12 protein-coding genes are annotated in these 16,312 nt (G+C 65.9%); 4 read left to right on the forward strand and 8 right to left on the reverse strand.

What is annotated here, in order from left to right; all coding sequences use genetic code 11:
• Window positions 1-7: 7 nt before the first annotated feature.
• From leuS to AC5RUU_RS08785, 4 genes are all read right to left on the reverse strand, one after another.
• A complete protein-coding gene (gene leuS / locus AC5RUU_RS08770) occupies window positions 8-2,530 on the reverse strand; it encodes a leucine--tRNA ligase (protein WP_493974815.1) in 2,523 nt (840 codons plus the stop codon).
• Between the two features lie 454 nt (window positions 2,531-2,984).
• Window positions 2,985-4,499 (reverse strand): glycerol kinase GlpK, encoded by a 1,515-nt coding sequence (gene glpK / locus AC5RUU_RS08775; RefSeq protein ID WP_493974816.1) that lies wholly within the window; start codon window positions 4,497-4,499, stop codon window positions 2,985-2,987.
• A gap of 40 nt (window positions 4,500-4,539) precedes the next feature.
• Complete coding sequence (locus AC5RUU_RS08780) at window positions 4,540-5,286, reverse strand: MIP/aquaporin family protein (protein ID WP_493974817.1); 747 nt, start codon at window positions 5,284-5,286, stop codon at window positions 4,540-4,542.
• Between the two features lie 91 nt (window positions 5,287-5,377).
• Window positions 5,378-7,192 (reverse strand): glycerol-3-phosphate dehydrogenase/oxidase, encoded by a 1,815-nt coding sequence (locus AC5RUU_RS08785; protein WP_493974818.1) that lies wholly within the window; start codon window positions 7,190-7,192, stop codon window positions 5,378-5,380.
• 126 nt (window positions 7,193-7,318) lie between these two features.
• Between AC5RUU_RS08785 and AC5RUU_RS08790 the strand changes: the two genes are divergently transcribed.
• Genes AC5RUU_RS08790 through AC5RUU_RS08805 form a run of 4 tightly spaced genes read left to right on the forward strand, consistent with a single transcriptional unit; the run spans window position 7,319 to window position 11,186 of the window.
• The gene (locus tag AC5RUU_RS08790; protein WP_493974915.1) at window positions 7,319-8,293 is read left to right on the forward strand and encodes a sugar-binding transcriptional regulator; all 975 of its coding nucleotides are present in this window, start codon (window positions 7,319-7,321) and stop codon (window positions 8,291-8,293) included.
• 10 nt (window positions 8,294-8,303) lie between these two features.
• Entirely contained in the window at window positions 8,304-9,173 is an 870-nt protein-coding gene (locus AC5RUU_RS08795) for an aldo/keto reductase (RefSeq protein ID WP_493974819.1), read from the forward strand.
• Between the two features lie 10 nt (window positions 9,174-9,183).
• The gene (locus tag AC5RUU_RS08800) at window positions 9,184-10,113 is read left to right on the forward strand and encodes an alpha/beta fold hydrolase (protein ID WP_493974820.1); all 930 of its coding nucleotides are present in this window, start codon (window positions 9,184-9,186) and stop codon (window positions 10,111-10,113) included.
• Entirely contained in the window at window positions 10,110-11,186 is a 1,077-nt protein-coding gene (locus AC5RUU_RS08805; protein WP_493974821.1) for a glycosyltransferase family 4 protein, read from the forward strand. The genes AC5RUU_RS08800 and AC5RUU_RS08805 overlap by 4 nt, the downstream gene beginning before the upstream one ends.
• A gap of 12 nt (window positions 11,187-11,198) precedes the next feature.
• Here the strand turns inward: AC5RUU_RS08805 and AC5RUU_RS08810 are convergent, their stop codons facing one another.
• From AC5RUU_RS08810 to rpoZ, 4 genes are all read right to left on the reverse strand, one after another.
• On the reverse strand, window positions 11,199-13,352 hold the full coding sequence (locus AC5RUU_RS08810) for a primosomal protein N' (protein ID WP_493974822.1): 2,154 nt from the start codon (window positions 13,350-13,352) through the stop codon (window positions 11,199-11,201).
• An 89-nt stretch (window positions 13,353-13,441) separates the two neighbouring features.
• Window positions 13,442-14,677, reverse strand: coding sequence for a methionine adenosyltransferase (gene metK / locus AC5RUU_RS08815; protein WP_493974823.1), 1,236 nt, complete (start codon window positions 14,675-14,677; stop codon window positions 13,442-13,444).
• An 86-nt stretch (window positions 14,678-14,763) separates the two neighbouring features.
• Window positions 14,764-16,005 (reverse strand): bifunctional phosphopantothenoylcysteine decarboxylase/phosphopantothenate--cysteine ligase CoaBC, encoded by a 1,242-nt coding sequence (gene coaBC, locus AC5RUU_RS08820; RefSeq protein WP_493974824.1) that lies wholly within the window; start codon window positions 16,003-16,005, stop codon window positions 14,764-14,766.
• Window positions 16,006-16,042: 37 nt separating this feature from the next.
• Window positions 16,043-16,303: a DNA-directed RNA polymerase subunit omega gene (rpoZ, locus tag AC5RUU_RS08825; protein ID WP_003800778.1), complete on the reverse strand. Its 261-nt coding sequence runs from the start codon at window positions 16,301-16,303 to the stop codon at window positions 16,043-16,045.
• Between the last annotated feature and the right edge of the window lie 9 nt (window positions 16,304-16,312).

Below are 16,312 nucleotides of genomic sequence, written 5' to 3' on the forward strand. Positions count from 1 at the left end.
CTGGTTGCTAGGCCGGAACGATGTTGACCAGTTTAGGTGCACGGACAATGACAGTACGGACGCCACGACCGTCCATGGCGCGCTGGACGTTGTCAGAGGCCAGGGCCAGTTCACGGAGTTCGTCTTCGGACACGTCCGGGGAAACCTCCAGCCTGTCGCGCACCTTGCCCTGGACCTGGACGACGGCGGTCACCGTCGCCTGGACCAGCAGCGCGGGGTCGTGGGCAGGCCAGCCGGCGTTAGCGACGGAAGCGGGGTGGCCCAGCACGTTCCACATGTCTTCAGCGGTGTACGGTGCGAAGAGGCTGAGGATGACCGCCACTGCTTCGGCTGCTTCCCGCACGGCCGGGTCGGCGCCACCTGCCCCCGAATCGATGGCCTTCCGGGTGGCGTTGACCAGCTCCATCAGCTTGGCCACCACGACGTTGAACTTGTTGGCGTCCAACAGTTCGGCGGCGTCGGCGATGGTGCGGTGCGTGACGGAACGCAGCGCCCGGTCCCCTGTGGTGAAGTCCGCACCGGGGGCACTGGCAACGTCCTGCGCCAGGCGCCAGGCCCGGGCCAGGAACTTGGCGGAGCCGGACGGGGACACATCAGCCCAATCCACGTCATCCTCCGGCGGGGAGGCGAAGATCATGGTGAGGCGGACGGCGTCCACGCCGTACTTGTCCAGCTGCTCCCCCAGGTCCACGCCGTTCCCCAGCGACTTGCTCATGGCTTTGCCGCCGTTGAGCACCTGGCCCTGGTTCAGGAGCGCGCTGAAGGGCTCATTGGCGTCGATCATGCCAAGGTCGTTAATGACCTTGGTGAAGAACCGGGCGTACAGCAGGTGCAGGATGGCGTGCTCCACGCCGCCCACGTACTGCCCCACCGGCATCCAGTCGTTGATCTTCTGCGGATCGAATGGGCCTTCGGTGTACTGCGGCGAAACGAACCGCAGGAAGTACCAGGACGAATCCACGAACGTGTCCATGGTGTCCGTGTCGCGCTTGGCCGGGCCGTGGCAGGAAGGGCACTCCACGTTGACCCAGGCCTCGGCGGCGGCCAGGGGCGACGTCCCCTTAGGCGCCAGGTCCTCACCACGCAGGTCCGAGGGCAGCGTGACAGGCAGGTGCTCGTCAGGGACGGGCACCTCACCGCAGGACGGGCAGTGGATGATGGGGATGGGCGTGCCCCAGAACCGCTGCCGGCTCAGGAGCCAGTCGCGGAGCCTGAAGTTCACGAACTTCTCCCCCGTGCCCTGGCGCTCCAAGATTGCGATGGCGGCGGGGATCGCCTCGGCCTTGGGCAGGCCGTCCAGCTCACCGGAGTTGATGAGCGTGCCTTCCCCTGCGGTGGTGGTGCCGGACACAGCAGGGTCTTCCTCGCCCGTGTCCAGGACAGCCCGGACGGGCAGGTCGAACTTGCGGGCGAAATCGAGGTCGCGCTGGTCGTGGGCTGGCACAGCCATGATGGCGCCGGTGCCGTAGTCCGCGAGGACGTAGTCGGCGGCCCAGACGGGCAGCTTTTCCCCGTTCAGCGGGTTGATGGCGTACCGGCCGGTGAACACGCCTGTCTTTTCGCGCTCAGTGGACTGGCGTTCGATTTCCGTGAGCGCCTTGACCTGTTCGCGGTACTCCTCCAGTGCGGCGGCGTGTTCATCAGTGACGAGCTCCACGGCCAGCGGCGCGTCCGCGGCCACCACAAAGAACGTGGCGCCGTACAGGGTGTCAGGGCGTGTAGTGAACACGGTGACGTCCTTGGCGGGCTTGCCGCCGTCGGCTTCGATAACGAAGTTGACGTGGGCACCCTCGGAACGGCCGATCCAGTTTTTCTGCATTGCCAGGACGCGCTCGGGCCAGTGGCCGCGCAGCTGCTCCATGTCATCCAGCAGCCGATCGGCGTAGTCGGTGATCTTGAAGTACCACTGGTTCAGCGACTTCTTGGTGACAGTGGTGCCGCAACGTTCACAGGCTCCGTTGACAACCTGCTCGTTGGCCAGGACGGTCTGGTCCTTGGGGCACCAGTTGACCGGCGAGTCCTTCCGGTACGCCAGGCCGCGTTCGTAGAACCGCTTGAAGAGCCACTGGGTCCAGCGGTAGTACTCGGGGTCGGAGGTATGCAGCCGGCGCGACCAGTCGGCCGAGATGGCGTAGCGCTTGAAAGATGCGGCCTGGGTGTCTATGTTCGCGTAGGTCCACTCACTGGGGTGGGCGTTCCGCTTGATCGCGGCGTTCTCCGCCGGCAGGCCAAAGGAGTCCCAGCCGATCGGGTGCAGCACGTCATAGCCCTGCTGGCGCAGGTAGCGGGCAACGACGTCGCCCATGGCGAACGCTTCGGCGTGCCCCATGTGCAGGTCCCCGGACGGGTAGGGGAACATGTCCAGCACATACCGCCGTTCCCGCGATCCGTCGTCGACAGGGGTGAAGACCTGCAGGTCTTCCCACACCTGGGGCCACTTGGCCTCCATGGCCGTGAAGCTGTACGTGCCCTCCTCAGGTGCTTCCGCTGCCACTGCTGCTCCGGTCTCTGTCTCCGGCTGAACGCCCACTGCTGCCCTCTTCTGTTCTGTTACGGCACTTGTGCTGCCATAACGGCCTGATCCTCCTGCAGCCCGGGAAATCCGCCCGGACACACAAAAGCCCCTCGCCATGGAGGGGCTGCCGCTCAGCTGTCCGTCTATCGGACACCCGGCGGCTAACTAAGCAGAAGGATCGCACGCATGGAACTACTTTAGCGCACCTGCGGAGGCCGGAGCTGAGCAGAATGCCAGTACCCGGCCAACCGCCCAAAACTGGACTCGAGCCGGGACGTCCGGCCCCCGATCCGGCAGGTGATGCCATGCACGATGCTGCGGACAGCGCCCCGGGCGCGGAAGCCCGCTTTGCCCGGCTGGGCTAACGTGACCCGCACAGCACAAAGGCCGGAGGCTTGCCCGTCATGGTGTGGTAGCACCGCGAAGCGGCGGGCGGGAAGCCCCCGGCCTTTTTGCAAGACCTGGGGAGCTACTTCACGTCCTCGTCAACCCAATCCATGGACTTGGTGACGGCTTTCCTCCAGAGGCGCATCTGGCGGTCCTGTTCAGCCTGGTCCAGCTGTGGTTCCCAGCGCTTGTCTTCGGACCAGTTGGCTGACAGTTCGCCGAGGTCCTTCCAAAAGCCAACGGCAAGGCCGGCCGCGTAGGCTGCCCCCAGCGCGGTGGTTTCAACGACCTTGGGACGGATCACCGGAACGCCCAGGATGTCCGCCTGGAACTGCATCAAAGCGTCATTGGCCACCATGCCGCCGTCGACCTTCAGCTCACTGAGCGGAACGCCGGAGTCGGCGTTGACGGCGTCGAGTACCTCGCGGGTTTGGAATGCGGTGGCTTCCAGCGCGGCGCGGGCTATATGGCTCTTGTTGACGAACCGGGTCAGGCCCACGATGGCGCCCCGGGCGTCGGAACGCCAGTAGGGCGCGAAGAGTCCGGAGAACGCGGGGACGATGTACACGCCGCCGTTGTCCTTTACGGACGCTGCGAGGGTTTCGACCTCAGGGGCGCTGCTGATCATGCCCAGGTTGTCGCGCAGCCACTGGATGAGTGAGCCCGTGACCGCGATGGATCCTTCCAGGGCGTAGTGCGGCGCGGCGTCTCCCAGTTTGTAGCCAACGGTGGTGAGGAGCCCGTTCTTGGAGTGGACAATCTCCTCGCCGGTGTTGAAGATCAGGAAGCAGCCGGTGCCGTAGGTGTTCTTGGCTTCGCCGGTCTCGAAGGCCGCCTGGCCGAACGTGGCTGCCTGCTGGTCGCCCAGGATGCCTGCCACCGGAACCTCGCGCAGGAGCTGGGAGGTGTGGACGTTGCCGTACACCTCCGAGGAGGACTTGATCTGCGGCATCATGCTGCGGGGGACACCGAAGATCCCCAGGATCTCGTCGTCCCACTGCAGCGTGTCCAGGTCCATGAAAAGCGTGCGGGAGGCGTTGGTGACATCGGTGACGTGGACGCCGCCGTCCACGCCGCCGGTCAGGTTCCACAGCACCCAGGCATCGGTGTTGCCGAAGACGAGGTTCCCGGCTTCGGCTTTTTCACGGGCTCCGTCCACGTTGTCCAGGATCCACTTGATCTTGGTACCCGAGAAGTAGGTGGCCAGCGGCAGTCCCACCTTTTGCTTGAAGCGGTCTCCCCCGCCGTCCCTCGACAGTTCGTCCACGATGTCCTGGGTGCGGGTGTCCTGCCACACGATGGCGTTGTAGACGGCTTCGCCCGTGGTTTTGTCCCACACCACGGCCGTTTCGCGCTGGTTGGTGATTCCGACGGCGGCGATATCGTGCCGGGTCAGGTTCGCCTTGGACAGGGCGGAGGCAATGACCTCGCGGGTGTTGTTCCAGATCTCGGCCGGGTTGTGCTCCACCCAGCCCGCCTTGGGGAAGATCTGCTCGTGCTCCATTTGGCCCGAGGAGATGATGGCGCCGCTGTGGTCGAAAATGATGGCGCGGGTGCTGGTGGTGCCCTGGTCGATGGCGATTACGTACTGGTTCATGGTGACGTCCTTGTCTTGTTGTTGGCTGTGTTCGGAAAGATCAGGCGGCGGTGATGATGATCGGGGCGATCCTGGCGACGATTCCGCCCAACGCGCCGCCTACGAGCGGACCCACGACGGGGATCCAGGAGTAGCCCCAGTCGCTGGAGCCCTTGCCACGGATAGGGAGAAGCGCATGGGCGATGCGGGGACCAAGGTCACGGGCGGGGTTGATGGCGTAGCCGGTAGGACCACCCAGGGAAACACCGATGCCGACAACCAGCAGGGCGACGGCCAGCGGGCCCAGGCCTGACGGCGTTCCGCCAAAAGTGAGGATCACGAACACCAGCACAAAAGTGCCAATGATTTCCGTGATGAGGTTCCACGGCGTTGAGCGGATGGCCGGGCCGGTGGAGAACACGCCGAGCTTGCTGGCAACCGCCTCTTCGGCGTCGAAGTGCTGCTTGTAGGCCAGCCAGCACACCACTGCACCGAGGAAGGCACCCACCAGTTCCCCGCCGAAGTACGTCAGCGTGGAGGCGACGTCCACCGGCACGTCGGGTGCGTATTCCGACTTGCCGTTGACCAGCAGGCCCAGGGTGACCGCGGGATTGAGATGGGCCCCGGACTTCGCGGCCACGAAGACACCCGCGAAAACGGCGACACCCCACCCCCACGTGACCATCAGGAATCCGCCGCTGTTTCCTTTCGTCCCCCGCAGGGCGACGTTGGCCACGACGCCGCAACCCAGCAGGGTCAGCATCGCCGTTCCGAAAACCTCGGATAAGAACACAATTCCAAGAGACATCTTTGACTCCTTCTTTATTTTGTTGTCGGTCCTTCGCGGGTTGAGGGACCGGGGGGCAGGGACGGCATGCCGCCACTGCCGGCAGCCAGGCCTAGGCGACCAGGCTGTGCGTTTCTACGCGGTGGAACCGTTTCAGGACTTGCTGGGCGTGCCGGATTTCCGCGGCCCGGGCCGCAGCGTCCCAGTGCAACGGCCCGGCCAGGACCTCCGCCACCTCGTTGAGCAGTTCGCCGGTGACGAGCCCGCGGAATGCCAGGGAAGTCCTGCGGATGAGGACATCCACCAGGTGCCCCACCTGCTCGTGCGCGGCCATGAACTCAAGTTCCCGTACGCTCAACTCGCGGGTTGAATGCAGCAGCCGGTCCGGCCCGGCGTCGAGGTATTCCATGACAGACTCCGCACGCGTGCCGTAGCGGGTCAGGAGCCCGGCCGTGCGGTCGGCATCGCGGCCGGCAGCCATGTGGCGCTTAATCCACTGCTGCACCTCGGCCTCGTCCGCCGGGAAGCCTGCACCACCACCGATGGGAAGCTGCGCCGTCGATGTCTTGCGTTCGGTGCCGAGCTCAGCCAGGACGTCGTTGGTCAGGTGCTCGGCCAGGGCACGGAAGGTGGTCCATTTGCCGCCGACCAGGCTTAGTACGACGGCGCCTGTCCCGTTGGTTGCCGGACCGCGCCGTTCAATGCGGTAGTCACGTGAGACGAACCCCGGCTGGGTGGCGTCGTGCCGTGGCAGCGGCCGCACGCCGGAAAAGGTATAGACAATCTGTTCGCGGGTGGCCGGGATGGCAGGGAACACGTGCCCGATGAGGTCGAAGAAGTACGCGATTTCCTCGTCGGTGCAGACGGCGTCCTCTGCCATGTCAGCATCGACGTCGGTGGTGCCCACGAGGACGCGGTCGCCCATCGGGTAGATAAGGACGATCCGGCCGTCGGTGTGCTCAAAGAAAATTTCCCGGCCCCGGCAGGCCGCCAGCAACGCGGGGTTGTCCAGCACGATGTGGGAGCCCTTTGTGCCGCCCATGAAGGACGAAGCGCTTCCCATTGCTGCGTTGGTCAGGTCCACCCAGGCACCGGTCGTGTTGACGATGATGTCGGCAGTGAAGTCGAATTCTTCGCCCGTCAGCTCGTCGCGGAGGCGGACAGTGCCGCCCCGGCCGGTGCCCGGATTGGGCCTGTTAGTCATTGACTGCAGCGAGAGGTAGTTGCTGGCCCGGGCCGTATCGCCCTGCCCGGCGGATGCCCCGGCCCGGCCAGCCTTTTCGCCGTCCTGCAGGACGTCAAGGGTGAGCCGCTCGGGGTTGTGGACGGATGCGTCGAAATAGGTGGCAGCGTATTTGACGTCCGGGCGCAGGCCCGGCAGCTCAGCAAGGGCCCGCCTGCGGCCCCGGAACTGATGCCGCGGCACAGTTCCGCCGTCGCGGGAAAAGGAGTCATACAGGCTCAGGCCAAGCTTGATGAGGAACGCGCCGCGCTCCTTCGGCTTGCCCTGCTGCTTGTGCGTGAGAAACCGCAGCGGCGCCGAGAGTACCCCTGAGAAAGTGCTGAAGATGGGGATGGTGGTCTGCAGCGGCTTCACGTAATGCGGTGCGATACGCAGGAGGCGGTTGCGCTCCACTACCGATTCCCTGACCAGGCGGAACTCGCCGTTCTCAAGGTAGCGGATGCCGCCGTGGATCATGTGGGACGATGCGCCGCTGGCCCCCTGGCAGTAGTCCCCACGCTCCACGAGTGCCACGTCGACACCCTGTAGGGCCAGATCGCGGAACGTGCCCACGCCGTTGATGCCGCCACCCACCACCAGCACTTTCGCGTGCGGCCTGCTCCTCAGGTTGTGCACTGAACTTCGTTCGGGTCCCGGCTTCACTGCCGGGGCAGACGGACGGTCGGATGGATCTTTGGGTCCCAAAACTGCTCCCTGGGCTTTGTGTAGGTGCAGCCGCCCCGCCGGGGCGCACCGCTGTTCTCATCTATTGTTTGGAGTAATGGAAAATGGAGTCAAGCACTATGCACAAACGTGCAGAACGGACCCGAAATGGACCCCTCACGGCACGCAGACGCCCTCCGAGCTGCACAAATGTATTACCTGCAGGACCTCACCATGGACGCCATCGCCCGGGAACTCCGGACGTCACGGTCCACCGTTTCGCGGTTGCTGTCCGCTGCCCGCGAGTCGGGACTGGTCCAGGTACAGATCCGGAATCCGCTCGACACGGGTCCCGAACTGGAGGACATGATCCGGCGCCGGCACAACGTGGACGTCCATGTGGTCCCGGTGCTCGAAACGCTCAATGAGGCCGAGACCCTGGACCGGGTGGCCATGCAGGCGGCACGGACCATTGGGCCGCTGGTAGATTCGAACGCCATCATCGGGGTGGCCTGGGGATCCACCCTCAGCGCGGTCAGCCGCCACCTGACCCGGAAGATCACCCATGACAGTGTCATCGTGCAACTCAACGGCGCCGGCAACATGCACACCACGGGCCTCACATACGCCAGCGACATCATGCGCCGGTTCGGCAGCGCGTACGGAGCCCGCGTCGAGCAGTTCCCGGTGCCTGCGTTCTTCGACCATGCCGCCACCAAGACCGCCATGTGGAATGAGCGCAGCGTGCAGCGCATCCTCGACCTCCAGGCGAGAATGAGCATCGCAATTTTCGGCGTCGGTTCCGTGCACGCGGACTACCCCAGCCACGTCTACGCCGGCGGCTACCTGGACGAGGACGACCTGAACATCCTGGCCACCTCCGACGTCGTAGGTGACGTCGCCACAGTCTTCTTCCGAGGCGACGGCTCCTCCGACGGCATAGTGCTGAACGAACGGTCCACCGGCCCTGCGCTTGCACAGCTCCGGCAGGTGCGGCGGCGGATCTGCGTGGTTTCCGGTGTTTCCAAGATCAATGGCCTGCGCGGGGCCCTGGCCGCAAACCTGGCAACCGACCTGATCCTGGATGAGGCCACCGCGCGGCGGTTGGTGGATTTCGAAGGCCTCGCCACGCTGAATGGGTAGAGTCGATGCCATGAGGACTTCTCCCCGGCTGAGCCTGAACAACGGCGTGCTGATCGACCAGCTTGGCTTCGGGCTCTATAAGGTGCCGGCTGCAGAGGCCGAAGGGCTCGTCGCGATGGCCCTGGCGGCCGGCTACCGCCATTTCGACACTGCCGCCATGTACGGAAACGAACTTGGCGTTGCACGCGGGATTAGCCCGCAGTTCAGCAGCCAAGCGGGCAGCGGCGGTTCCGGCGAGCTCTTTCCCGCCCTGTCCAGGCAGGATATTTTCATCACCACCAAGGTCTGGAACGACCACCACGGCTACGACGCCACGCTGCGTGCCTTCGATGATTCCATGGTCAACCTTGGGCTGGACTATGTGGACATGTACCTCATCCACTGGCCGTGCCCCCGGCAGGGCCTTTTTCCCGACACCTACCGGGCACTGGAAACGCTGTACCGGGAAGGAAAGGTGCGCGCCATCGGCGTCAGCAATTTCCAGCCCGCACACTTGGACCGGCTCCTGCAGACGGCCGAAGTGGTGCCTGCCGTCAACCAGATTGAGCTGCACCCCTGGCTGCAGCAGGAGGAACTGCGCGACCACCACCGGAAGCTGGGCATCATGACCCAAGCCTGGAGCCCGCTGGGCCGTGGCCAGGTCCTTGCCGATCCTGTCATCCAGGCGTGCGCGGCGGAACACCGCAGGACCCCGGCCCAGGTCATCCTCCGCTGGCACATGCAGCTGGGTCACATCGCCATTCCAAAAGCCAGCTCCGAAGCGCGCATCCGGGAGAACCTGGATGTCTTCGGCTTCGAGCTGTCCCACCGGGACATGGCTGCGATCGCAGGGCTGGAGCGGGGCCACCGCACCGGTTCCCATCCGGACAACGTCAACTAGGACCAGCATTATGAAAACTCCCAGCCTGCAGCAATCAGACGCGCCCTCCTACCTGAGCCCGGACCTTGCGGCACGGACCACAGCTTCCTCGGTTGAGCTCGATGGCTGCAGCGTGGCGTTCTGGACGTACGAACCCCTGCACGCCACGCCGGAAACACGGACAATCCTTGTCATCCACGGCTTCCGCGGGGACCACCACGGCCTCCTGCGGGTTGCGGACCAGCTCCCTGACATGCGCCTGATAATGCCCGATCTCCCGGGCTTCGGCAGCTCCGGGGCTTTCCAGTCCGGCGAGCATTCCGTAAAGCGTTACGGCCAGTTCATCACCGATTTCATGGCCTCCCTGGAACTGGCTCCTGACACAGTTTTGCTGGGCCACTCCTTCGGTTCCATCGTCGCGGCGCATTTTGTGGCGAACAATCCGGCAGCGGTGGCCCAGCTGATCCTCATCAACCCCATCGCCACTCCCGCTCTTGAGGGGTCGAAGGGAATCATGACCCGGCTGGCGGTGCTGTACTACCGCCTCGGCGCCCGCCTCCCCCGGCCTCTGGGGCTGGCACTGCTGCGCAACCCCCTCATTGTCCGGGTGATGAGCGAAGCCATGGCCAAAACGCGGGACCGCAACCTGCGCCGGTTCATCCACGGCCAGCACCACGCGTACTTCAGTGCGTTCGCAAACCGGGACAGCCTCCTCGAATCGTTCACAGCATCGGTGGGCAGCCACGTAACCGAGGTGGCTGGCAGCCTGAACCTTCCCGTGCTGCTGATCGCCGGCGAAAAGGACGAGATCGCCATGCTTCCGGACCAGCACCGTCTGGCGGAACAGCTCCCTGACGGAGAACTCAAGGTGATTCCCGGCGTCGGGCATCTCATCCACTACGAAACTCCCGAACCGGCAGCCAACTACATCCGCAACTTCCTGAAGGGCCACCCCGCGTGAAGATCGTCATCGATGCCCGTTTTACCAGGACAGACCACCACGACGGCATCAGCCGCTACGGGGCAAGCCTGATTGCCGCCACAGCGAAAATCGCTGACGTGTCCATGCTCATATCCGACGTCCGGCAACTCGCACTGCTCCCGGACGTTCCCTACACGCTGATCAGCAGCCCGGTCTCTCCACTGGAGTTGTTTGTGGCCCGCAAGGTCAACGCCCTCGGGGCGGACGTGGTGGTGTGCCCCATGCAGACCATGGGCACCTGGGGACGCAAATACGGCCTGGTCCTGACCCTCCACGACCTCATCTATTACGAGCACCCGGAGCCGCCCGGGTTCCTGCCCGCCCCGGTCCGACTCCTGTGGCGGCTCTACCACAAGGCTTACTGGCCGCAGCGGCTCCTCCTGGACCGGGCGGACACGGTGGCCACCATCAGCCGGACCACTGAGGCGCTGATCGCCAAGTACCGCCTGACCAGCAGGCCGGTGCGAATCATCAGCAACGCCCCGCAACCTGCGCAGGACCCCCGCCCGGCGGATGCAGGGGCCGAAAAGTCCATCCTCTACATGGGGTCTTTCATGCCCTACAAGAACGTCGAGACCATGGTGGCAGGCATGGCGCAGCTACCGGGGTACACGCTCCACCTGCTCAGCAGGATCACCCCGCAGCGCCGGGCGGAACTGGAGGCACTGGTTCCGACGGATGCCGCCGTCGTCTTCCACAACGGCGTGACCGACGAGGAGTATGCGGCCTTGCTGCGGACGGCCACGGCACTGGTGAGCCTCTCCCGGGCCGAGGGTTACGGGCTTCCGCTGGTGGAGGCAATGGCCCTGGGCACACCCGTCATCGCCAGTGACATCCCGATTTTCCGCGAGGTGGGCGGCGACGCGGCAAGCTATGTGGACCCGGCGTCGCCGGAGCAGTTTGCTGATGCGGTGACCGAGCTTCAGGACGCCGCCACCTGGCAGGCAAAGTCCCGCAGCTCGGTGGCTCGTGCCCACGAATTCACCTGGGACGAATCGGCGCGGCAGCTGGTGGATGTGGCCGCCGAGGTCATGAAGCGGCGGCGGCGCTAGCGGGCATCCGCCCTAGAGCACGTCCACACCGTCCAGCCGGAGCTGTACCGGGTCCATGCTGCGTTTGGCCGTCGCCGCTGCCCGAGTCACCCGCAGCACCCGGACGACGGCGGCCGCCTGGCTGTAGGGGAAAAACAGCAGGGTTCGGACATCTTCGGCTGACCGCCGTGTTGAGGCTGGACCTGTGGACAGCAAGGGCGCCGGGCCTGCGCTGCGCAGGTTGACACCTGCAGTGCCGAGTTCTGCTTCCACGGCCCCGGTGTAATGTTCAACGGCGGCGCGCGGCCCCGTGACGGAGGCAATACGCACCGCCGGTGGAAGCTGCAGCTCGGCACGAAGAGACAGTTCCCGTTGTGCGTACCCGGCCGGGTCCCACCGCAGCAGGGCACCCACCGCCGCGGTGTCAGCGGCTGTGACCACCACCAGACCGCCTTCGGACGCCGGGCGCACCAGCGCTGCGGCGTTGAACCAGCGGCGGACGGTGTCCTCTCCCGCCCTCAAATTCTCCCGGCGCAGCAAAGAGTCCCCGTCCAGGAGCAGCGCGGCCGCGTAACCACCCTCGGCGACCGGTTCGCCCCCCACAGTGGCGACCACCAGTGATTTTCCCGGTCCCACGTGGGCTTTGACGTGATCGCCCGAGGAGGTGATCACGGACTGGCCGGGAAAGGCCCGCCCCAGTTCTTCCGCCGTGCGTAGCACTCCGGTGGCACCTTTGCGGAGGTGCCCGCCGCCGCAGTGCGCACACCGCCAGTCCGGAGCGGGCGTGGAACACCACCGGCATTGCGGCATGACGGACGTGCCGGCCAGCGCCAGCGGACCCTGGCATCTTCCACAGCGGGCCGGTTCGCGGCACGTTTCGCAGGCCAGGGACGGTGCATAACCGGCCCGCGCAACCTGGACCAGGACCGGGCCGCGTTGCAGGCCTTCCTTGGCTGCGCGCCAGGCGGCACCGGGAAGGCGCGCGATCCTGGCCAGCGGGTCGCGTTCCTGTTCGAAGCTGTCAGCCGTGTTGACCACGCGGGGCACGGTCCGGCGCACTTCCGGCCGGTCCGCCCCCACCGGAAGCGCCCAGCCGGAGTCCACCAGCCGCTGCGCCTCGGTGCTGCGGGCGTGCCCCGCCAGCAGGCACGCCGCGCCTTCCTGCGCGGCACGCAGCAGGAGAACCTCGCGGACGTGGGCGTACGGTGCGCGCTGCTCGATGTGGACGTCGTCGCCGTCGTCCCAGCAGACCACCAGGCCCAGGTTCCGGACAGGCGCAAAGGCGGCTGACCTGGTGCCGATTGCCACGCGGGCGTTTCCGGCCAGGAGGCGCAGGAAGTTGCGGTAACGGGGTGTGGGCCCGTCTTCTGCAGTAAGCCGGGCGACGGCGTCTGCCGGCAGCAGGCCCGTGAGCGCCAGTTCCAGCCGGTCCAGGTCCCGGCTGTCGGGAACCACCAGGACGGCTCCCCGGCCGGCCGCGTACGCTGCGGCCGCGGCCTCGGCCAGCAGGTGGGGCCAGCCGGCAGGGCCATACCCCTGGAGCGGGTTGAGGACGGCACGTGGCGAACCGCCGCCGGCGAGGTGCCGGAGGAATGCCGGGCCGTTACGGTATCCCGTCCAGGCAGACACGGCAGGCAGGCCAGGGCTTGCGGCGCGCGCGTCCTGCCCCTTGGCTTCCTTTTCCGGGTCCGCCGGAGCTTCGCCTCCGGCGGATGGATACTCCTTGTCGAGCCGGGCCACCCTTGGCGGTACGGCCAGGCGCAGGACATCGCTGACGGTCCCTGCATAGCGGGCGGCCACGGCGGTGGCAAGGTCCCGAACGGCCGGGGTCAGGACCGGGACCGGGGATACCACTTTGCCCAGCGGCACCAGCGTGGTTCCGGCATCGGACACGGCAACCCGTTCCAGCAGGAAGCCGCTCAAATCCTGGCCGTTGAAGCTGACCTTGACCCTGACGCCCGGCTGGGCGGCACCGTCCAAAGCCGCCGGGACGGCGTAATCGAAGGGCCGGTCCAGATGCGGCAATGAAGACTCCACCAGCACCCTGGCCACCGGAAGGTCTTCGGCCAAGGGCACACCGGCGGGCAGCTTCCGCGACGGGAAGCCCTGCAGCAGGGATGGCTGGACGCCGTGCCCGTACCGGCCGGGAAGGTCCGGCCCGGGTTGGACGGACTTGTCAGCAACCACTGCGGCTACCTCCGTTCAGCTCCCGGGTGGACATGGCAAGCCAAGCACCGGGCACTGACATTTGAGCCAGTGAACCCGGCCGGAGCAATCTAGGCGTTGAAGAATGCCTTCAGTTCATCCACGCGGTCCAGCCGCTCCCAGGTGAAGTCGGGCTCGTCGCGGCCGAAGTGGCCGTGCGCCGCAGTCTTGGCGTAAATGGGGCGCTTCAGGTCCAAGGCATCGATGATGGCACGGGGGCGAAGGTCGAAAATTTCGGCGATGGCGGCACTGATGCGGGCCGGGTCCACGGTCTCGGTGCCGAAGGTTTCCACGTAGGTGCCCACGGGCCGGGCCTGGCCGATGGCGTAGGCGATCTGGATTTCAGCGCGCTTGGCCAGGCCGGCCGCCACCACATTCTTGGCCACCCAACGCATGGCGTAGGCAGCTGACCGGTCCACTTTCGACGGGTCCTTGCCGGAGAAGGCACCGCCGCCGTGACGGGCCATCCCCCCGTACGTGTCCACGATGATCTTGCGGCCGGTCAGGCCGGCGTCCCCCACCGGACCGCCGATAACGAACTCACCGGCGGGGTTGAGGATGTTCTTGGTCCGGGACGTGTCCAGGTTGGCGCCGGCCAGCACCGGATCAATCACGACGGCGGCGAGGTCTGCGCGGAGCTGGTCGAGGCTTGCGCCTTCGGCGTGCTGGCTGGAGATGACAACTGTTTCCACCGAAACCGGAAGGTCCCGGTCGTAGCCCACGGTCACCTGGGTTTTGCCGTCCGGACGCAGGTACGGCAGTTCGCCGGACTTGCGGACTTCGGTGAGCCGCTCGGACAGGCGGTGCGCCAGCCAGATCGGGGTCGGCATGTAGGACGGTGTCTCGTCGCTGGCATACCCGAACATCAGGCCCTGATCGCCGGCACCCTGCAGGTCGTAATCGTCCACCTGGCGCCCCTCACGCGCTTCCAGCGAGTTGAAAACGCCGCCGGCGATGTCGTTGGACTGCTGGCCGATGGATACCGATACCCCGCAGCGGGCGCCGTCGAATCCGTTGGCGGAGGAGTCGTAGCCGATCCCGAGAATCGTCTCCCGGACGATCTGGGGAATCTCCACATAGGCATCGGTGGTGACCTCGCCAGCAACATGCACCAGGCCGGTGGTGGCCATGGTCTCAACTGCAACCCGGGATTCAGGGTCCGCGGCCAGGAGTGCGTCCAGGATGGCGTCGCTGATCTGGTCGCAGATCTTGTCCGGGTGGCCTTCGGTGACCGACTCGGAGGTGAAAAGCCGGAGCGCCGGGGGCGTAGCCGCGGTGGTCTGGGGAACGTGCAGGGGTAAAGTCACTCAATTACCTTACTGGTTGGAATGCGGACACCCGTCAGGAGACGCCGGCAGATGTCCCCGTGCTAAGCGAACGTGGCCTGGAACACTCAGGCCCGGGGCGAAACGTGGTTCAGTTCGAAGCCGATCCGGCTGACGATCGCGTCGGAAACCTCTGTCTTGGTTCCCGACGCCTCCTGCGGTTCGGAGCCGGAACGGGACAGGATAACCACGGAGTTGGTGTCCTGGCCGAACACCTTGTCCGAGCCGACGTGGTTGACCACCAAGAGGTCGCAGCCCTTGCGCTGCAGCTTGGCCTCCGCGTAGGCCAGGACGTCTCCCTGGCTGTCGCCGGTCTCCGCAGCAAATCCGACGATCAGCCGGTGTTGCCCTTCAGGACCAGCCGCGTTCCGCAGTTCCACCAGTTCGTGCAGAATGTCCGGGTTGCGCACCAGCGTGATGACGGGGTCTGCGCTGTCATCGCGCTTCTTGATCTTGGTATCGGAGACCACGGCCGGGCGGAAATCGGCAACGGCGGCCGACATGATGAACACATCCGAATCCGCGGCAGCCGCCAGCGCTGCCTTCCGCAGCTGCAGCGCCGTTTCAACAGGCACCACCTCGACGCCGGCGGGCGGCGGAACTTCCATATGCGCTGCGAGCAGCCGGACAGCAGCTCCGGCATTGCGGGCGGCGACGGCCAGCGCGACGCCCTGCTTACCCGAGGAACGGTTGCCGAGGAAGCGTACCGGGTCCAGGGGTTCGCGGGTACCGCCTGCGCTGATGGTTACGGTGCGGCCGGCCAGTGGCAGCTGGAAATCGGTTTGCCCCTGAACCAGGGCCGTGGCGGCGTCGAAGATCACCTGCGGTTCCGGCAGGCGTCCGGGGCCGGAATCGGCACCGGTAAGCCTCCCGGTAGCGGGTTCCAGCACGGCTGCGCCGCGTCCGCGGAGGGTCTCAACGTTGGCGCGGGTTGCCGCGTGCTGCCACATCTCGGTGTGCATGGCCGGAGCGAACAGGACCGGACCGCGGGCCATCAGGAGCGTGTTGGTGAGGAGGTCGCCGGCCTGTCCGGTTGCGGCCTTGGCCAGAAGGTCAGCGGTGGCCGGCGCAACCACGACAAGATCGGCCTCGTGGCCCAGGCGGACGTGGTTGACCTGGTGCACGTCGTCGAAAACGCTGTTGCTGACCGGGTTCCCGGACAGCGCCTCCCACGTGGCTGTTCCCACGAAGCGGGTGGACGCTTCGGTGGGAATGACGGTCACGTTGTGGCCGGCTTCAGTAAAAAGCCGGAGGAGCGATGCCACTTTGTAGGCGGCAATCCCTCCCCCGACTCCGAGGACTATGCGCACGTGACCTCCGTCAACAGCAAGTCAGTTCAGCGGCAGGTTACTCTGCGGCTTCGATCGGCGTGGAAACCAGCTTGCCTTCGTTGATCTCGCGCAGGGCGATCGAGAGCGACTTTTCGTTCAGCTTGGTGTCAACCAGCGGGCCGACGTACTCGAAGAGGCCCTCATGCAGCTGGGCGTAGTAAGCGTTGATCTGACGAGCACGCTTGGCACCGAAGATCACCAGGCCGTACTTGGAATCGGCAGCCTCAAGCAGCGAGTCGATCGGCGGGTTGATGATGCCTTCAAGGTTCGTGGACACGAATTCTCC

This window comes from Arthrobacter sp. K4-10C (assembly GCF_059090085.1).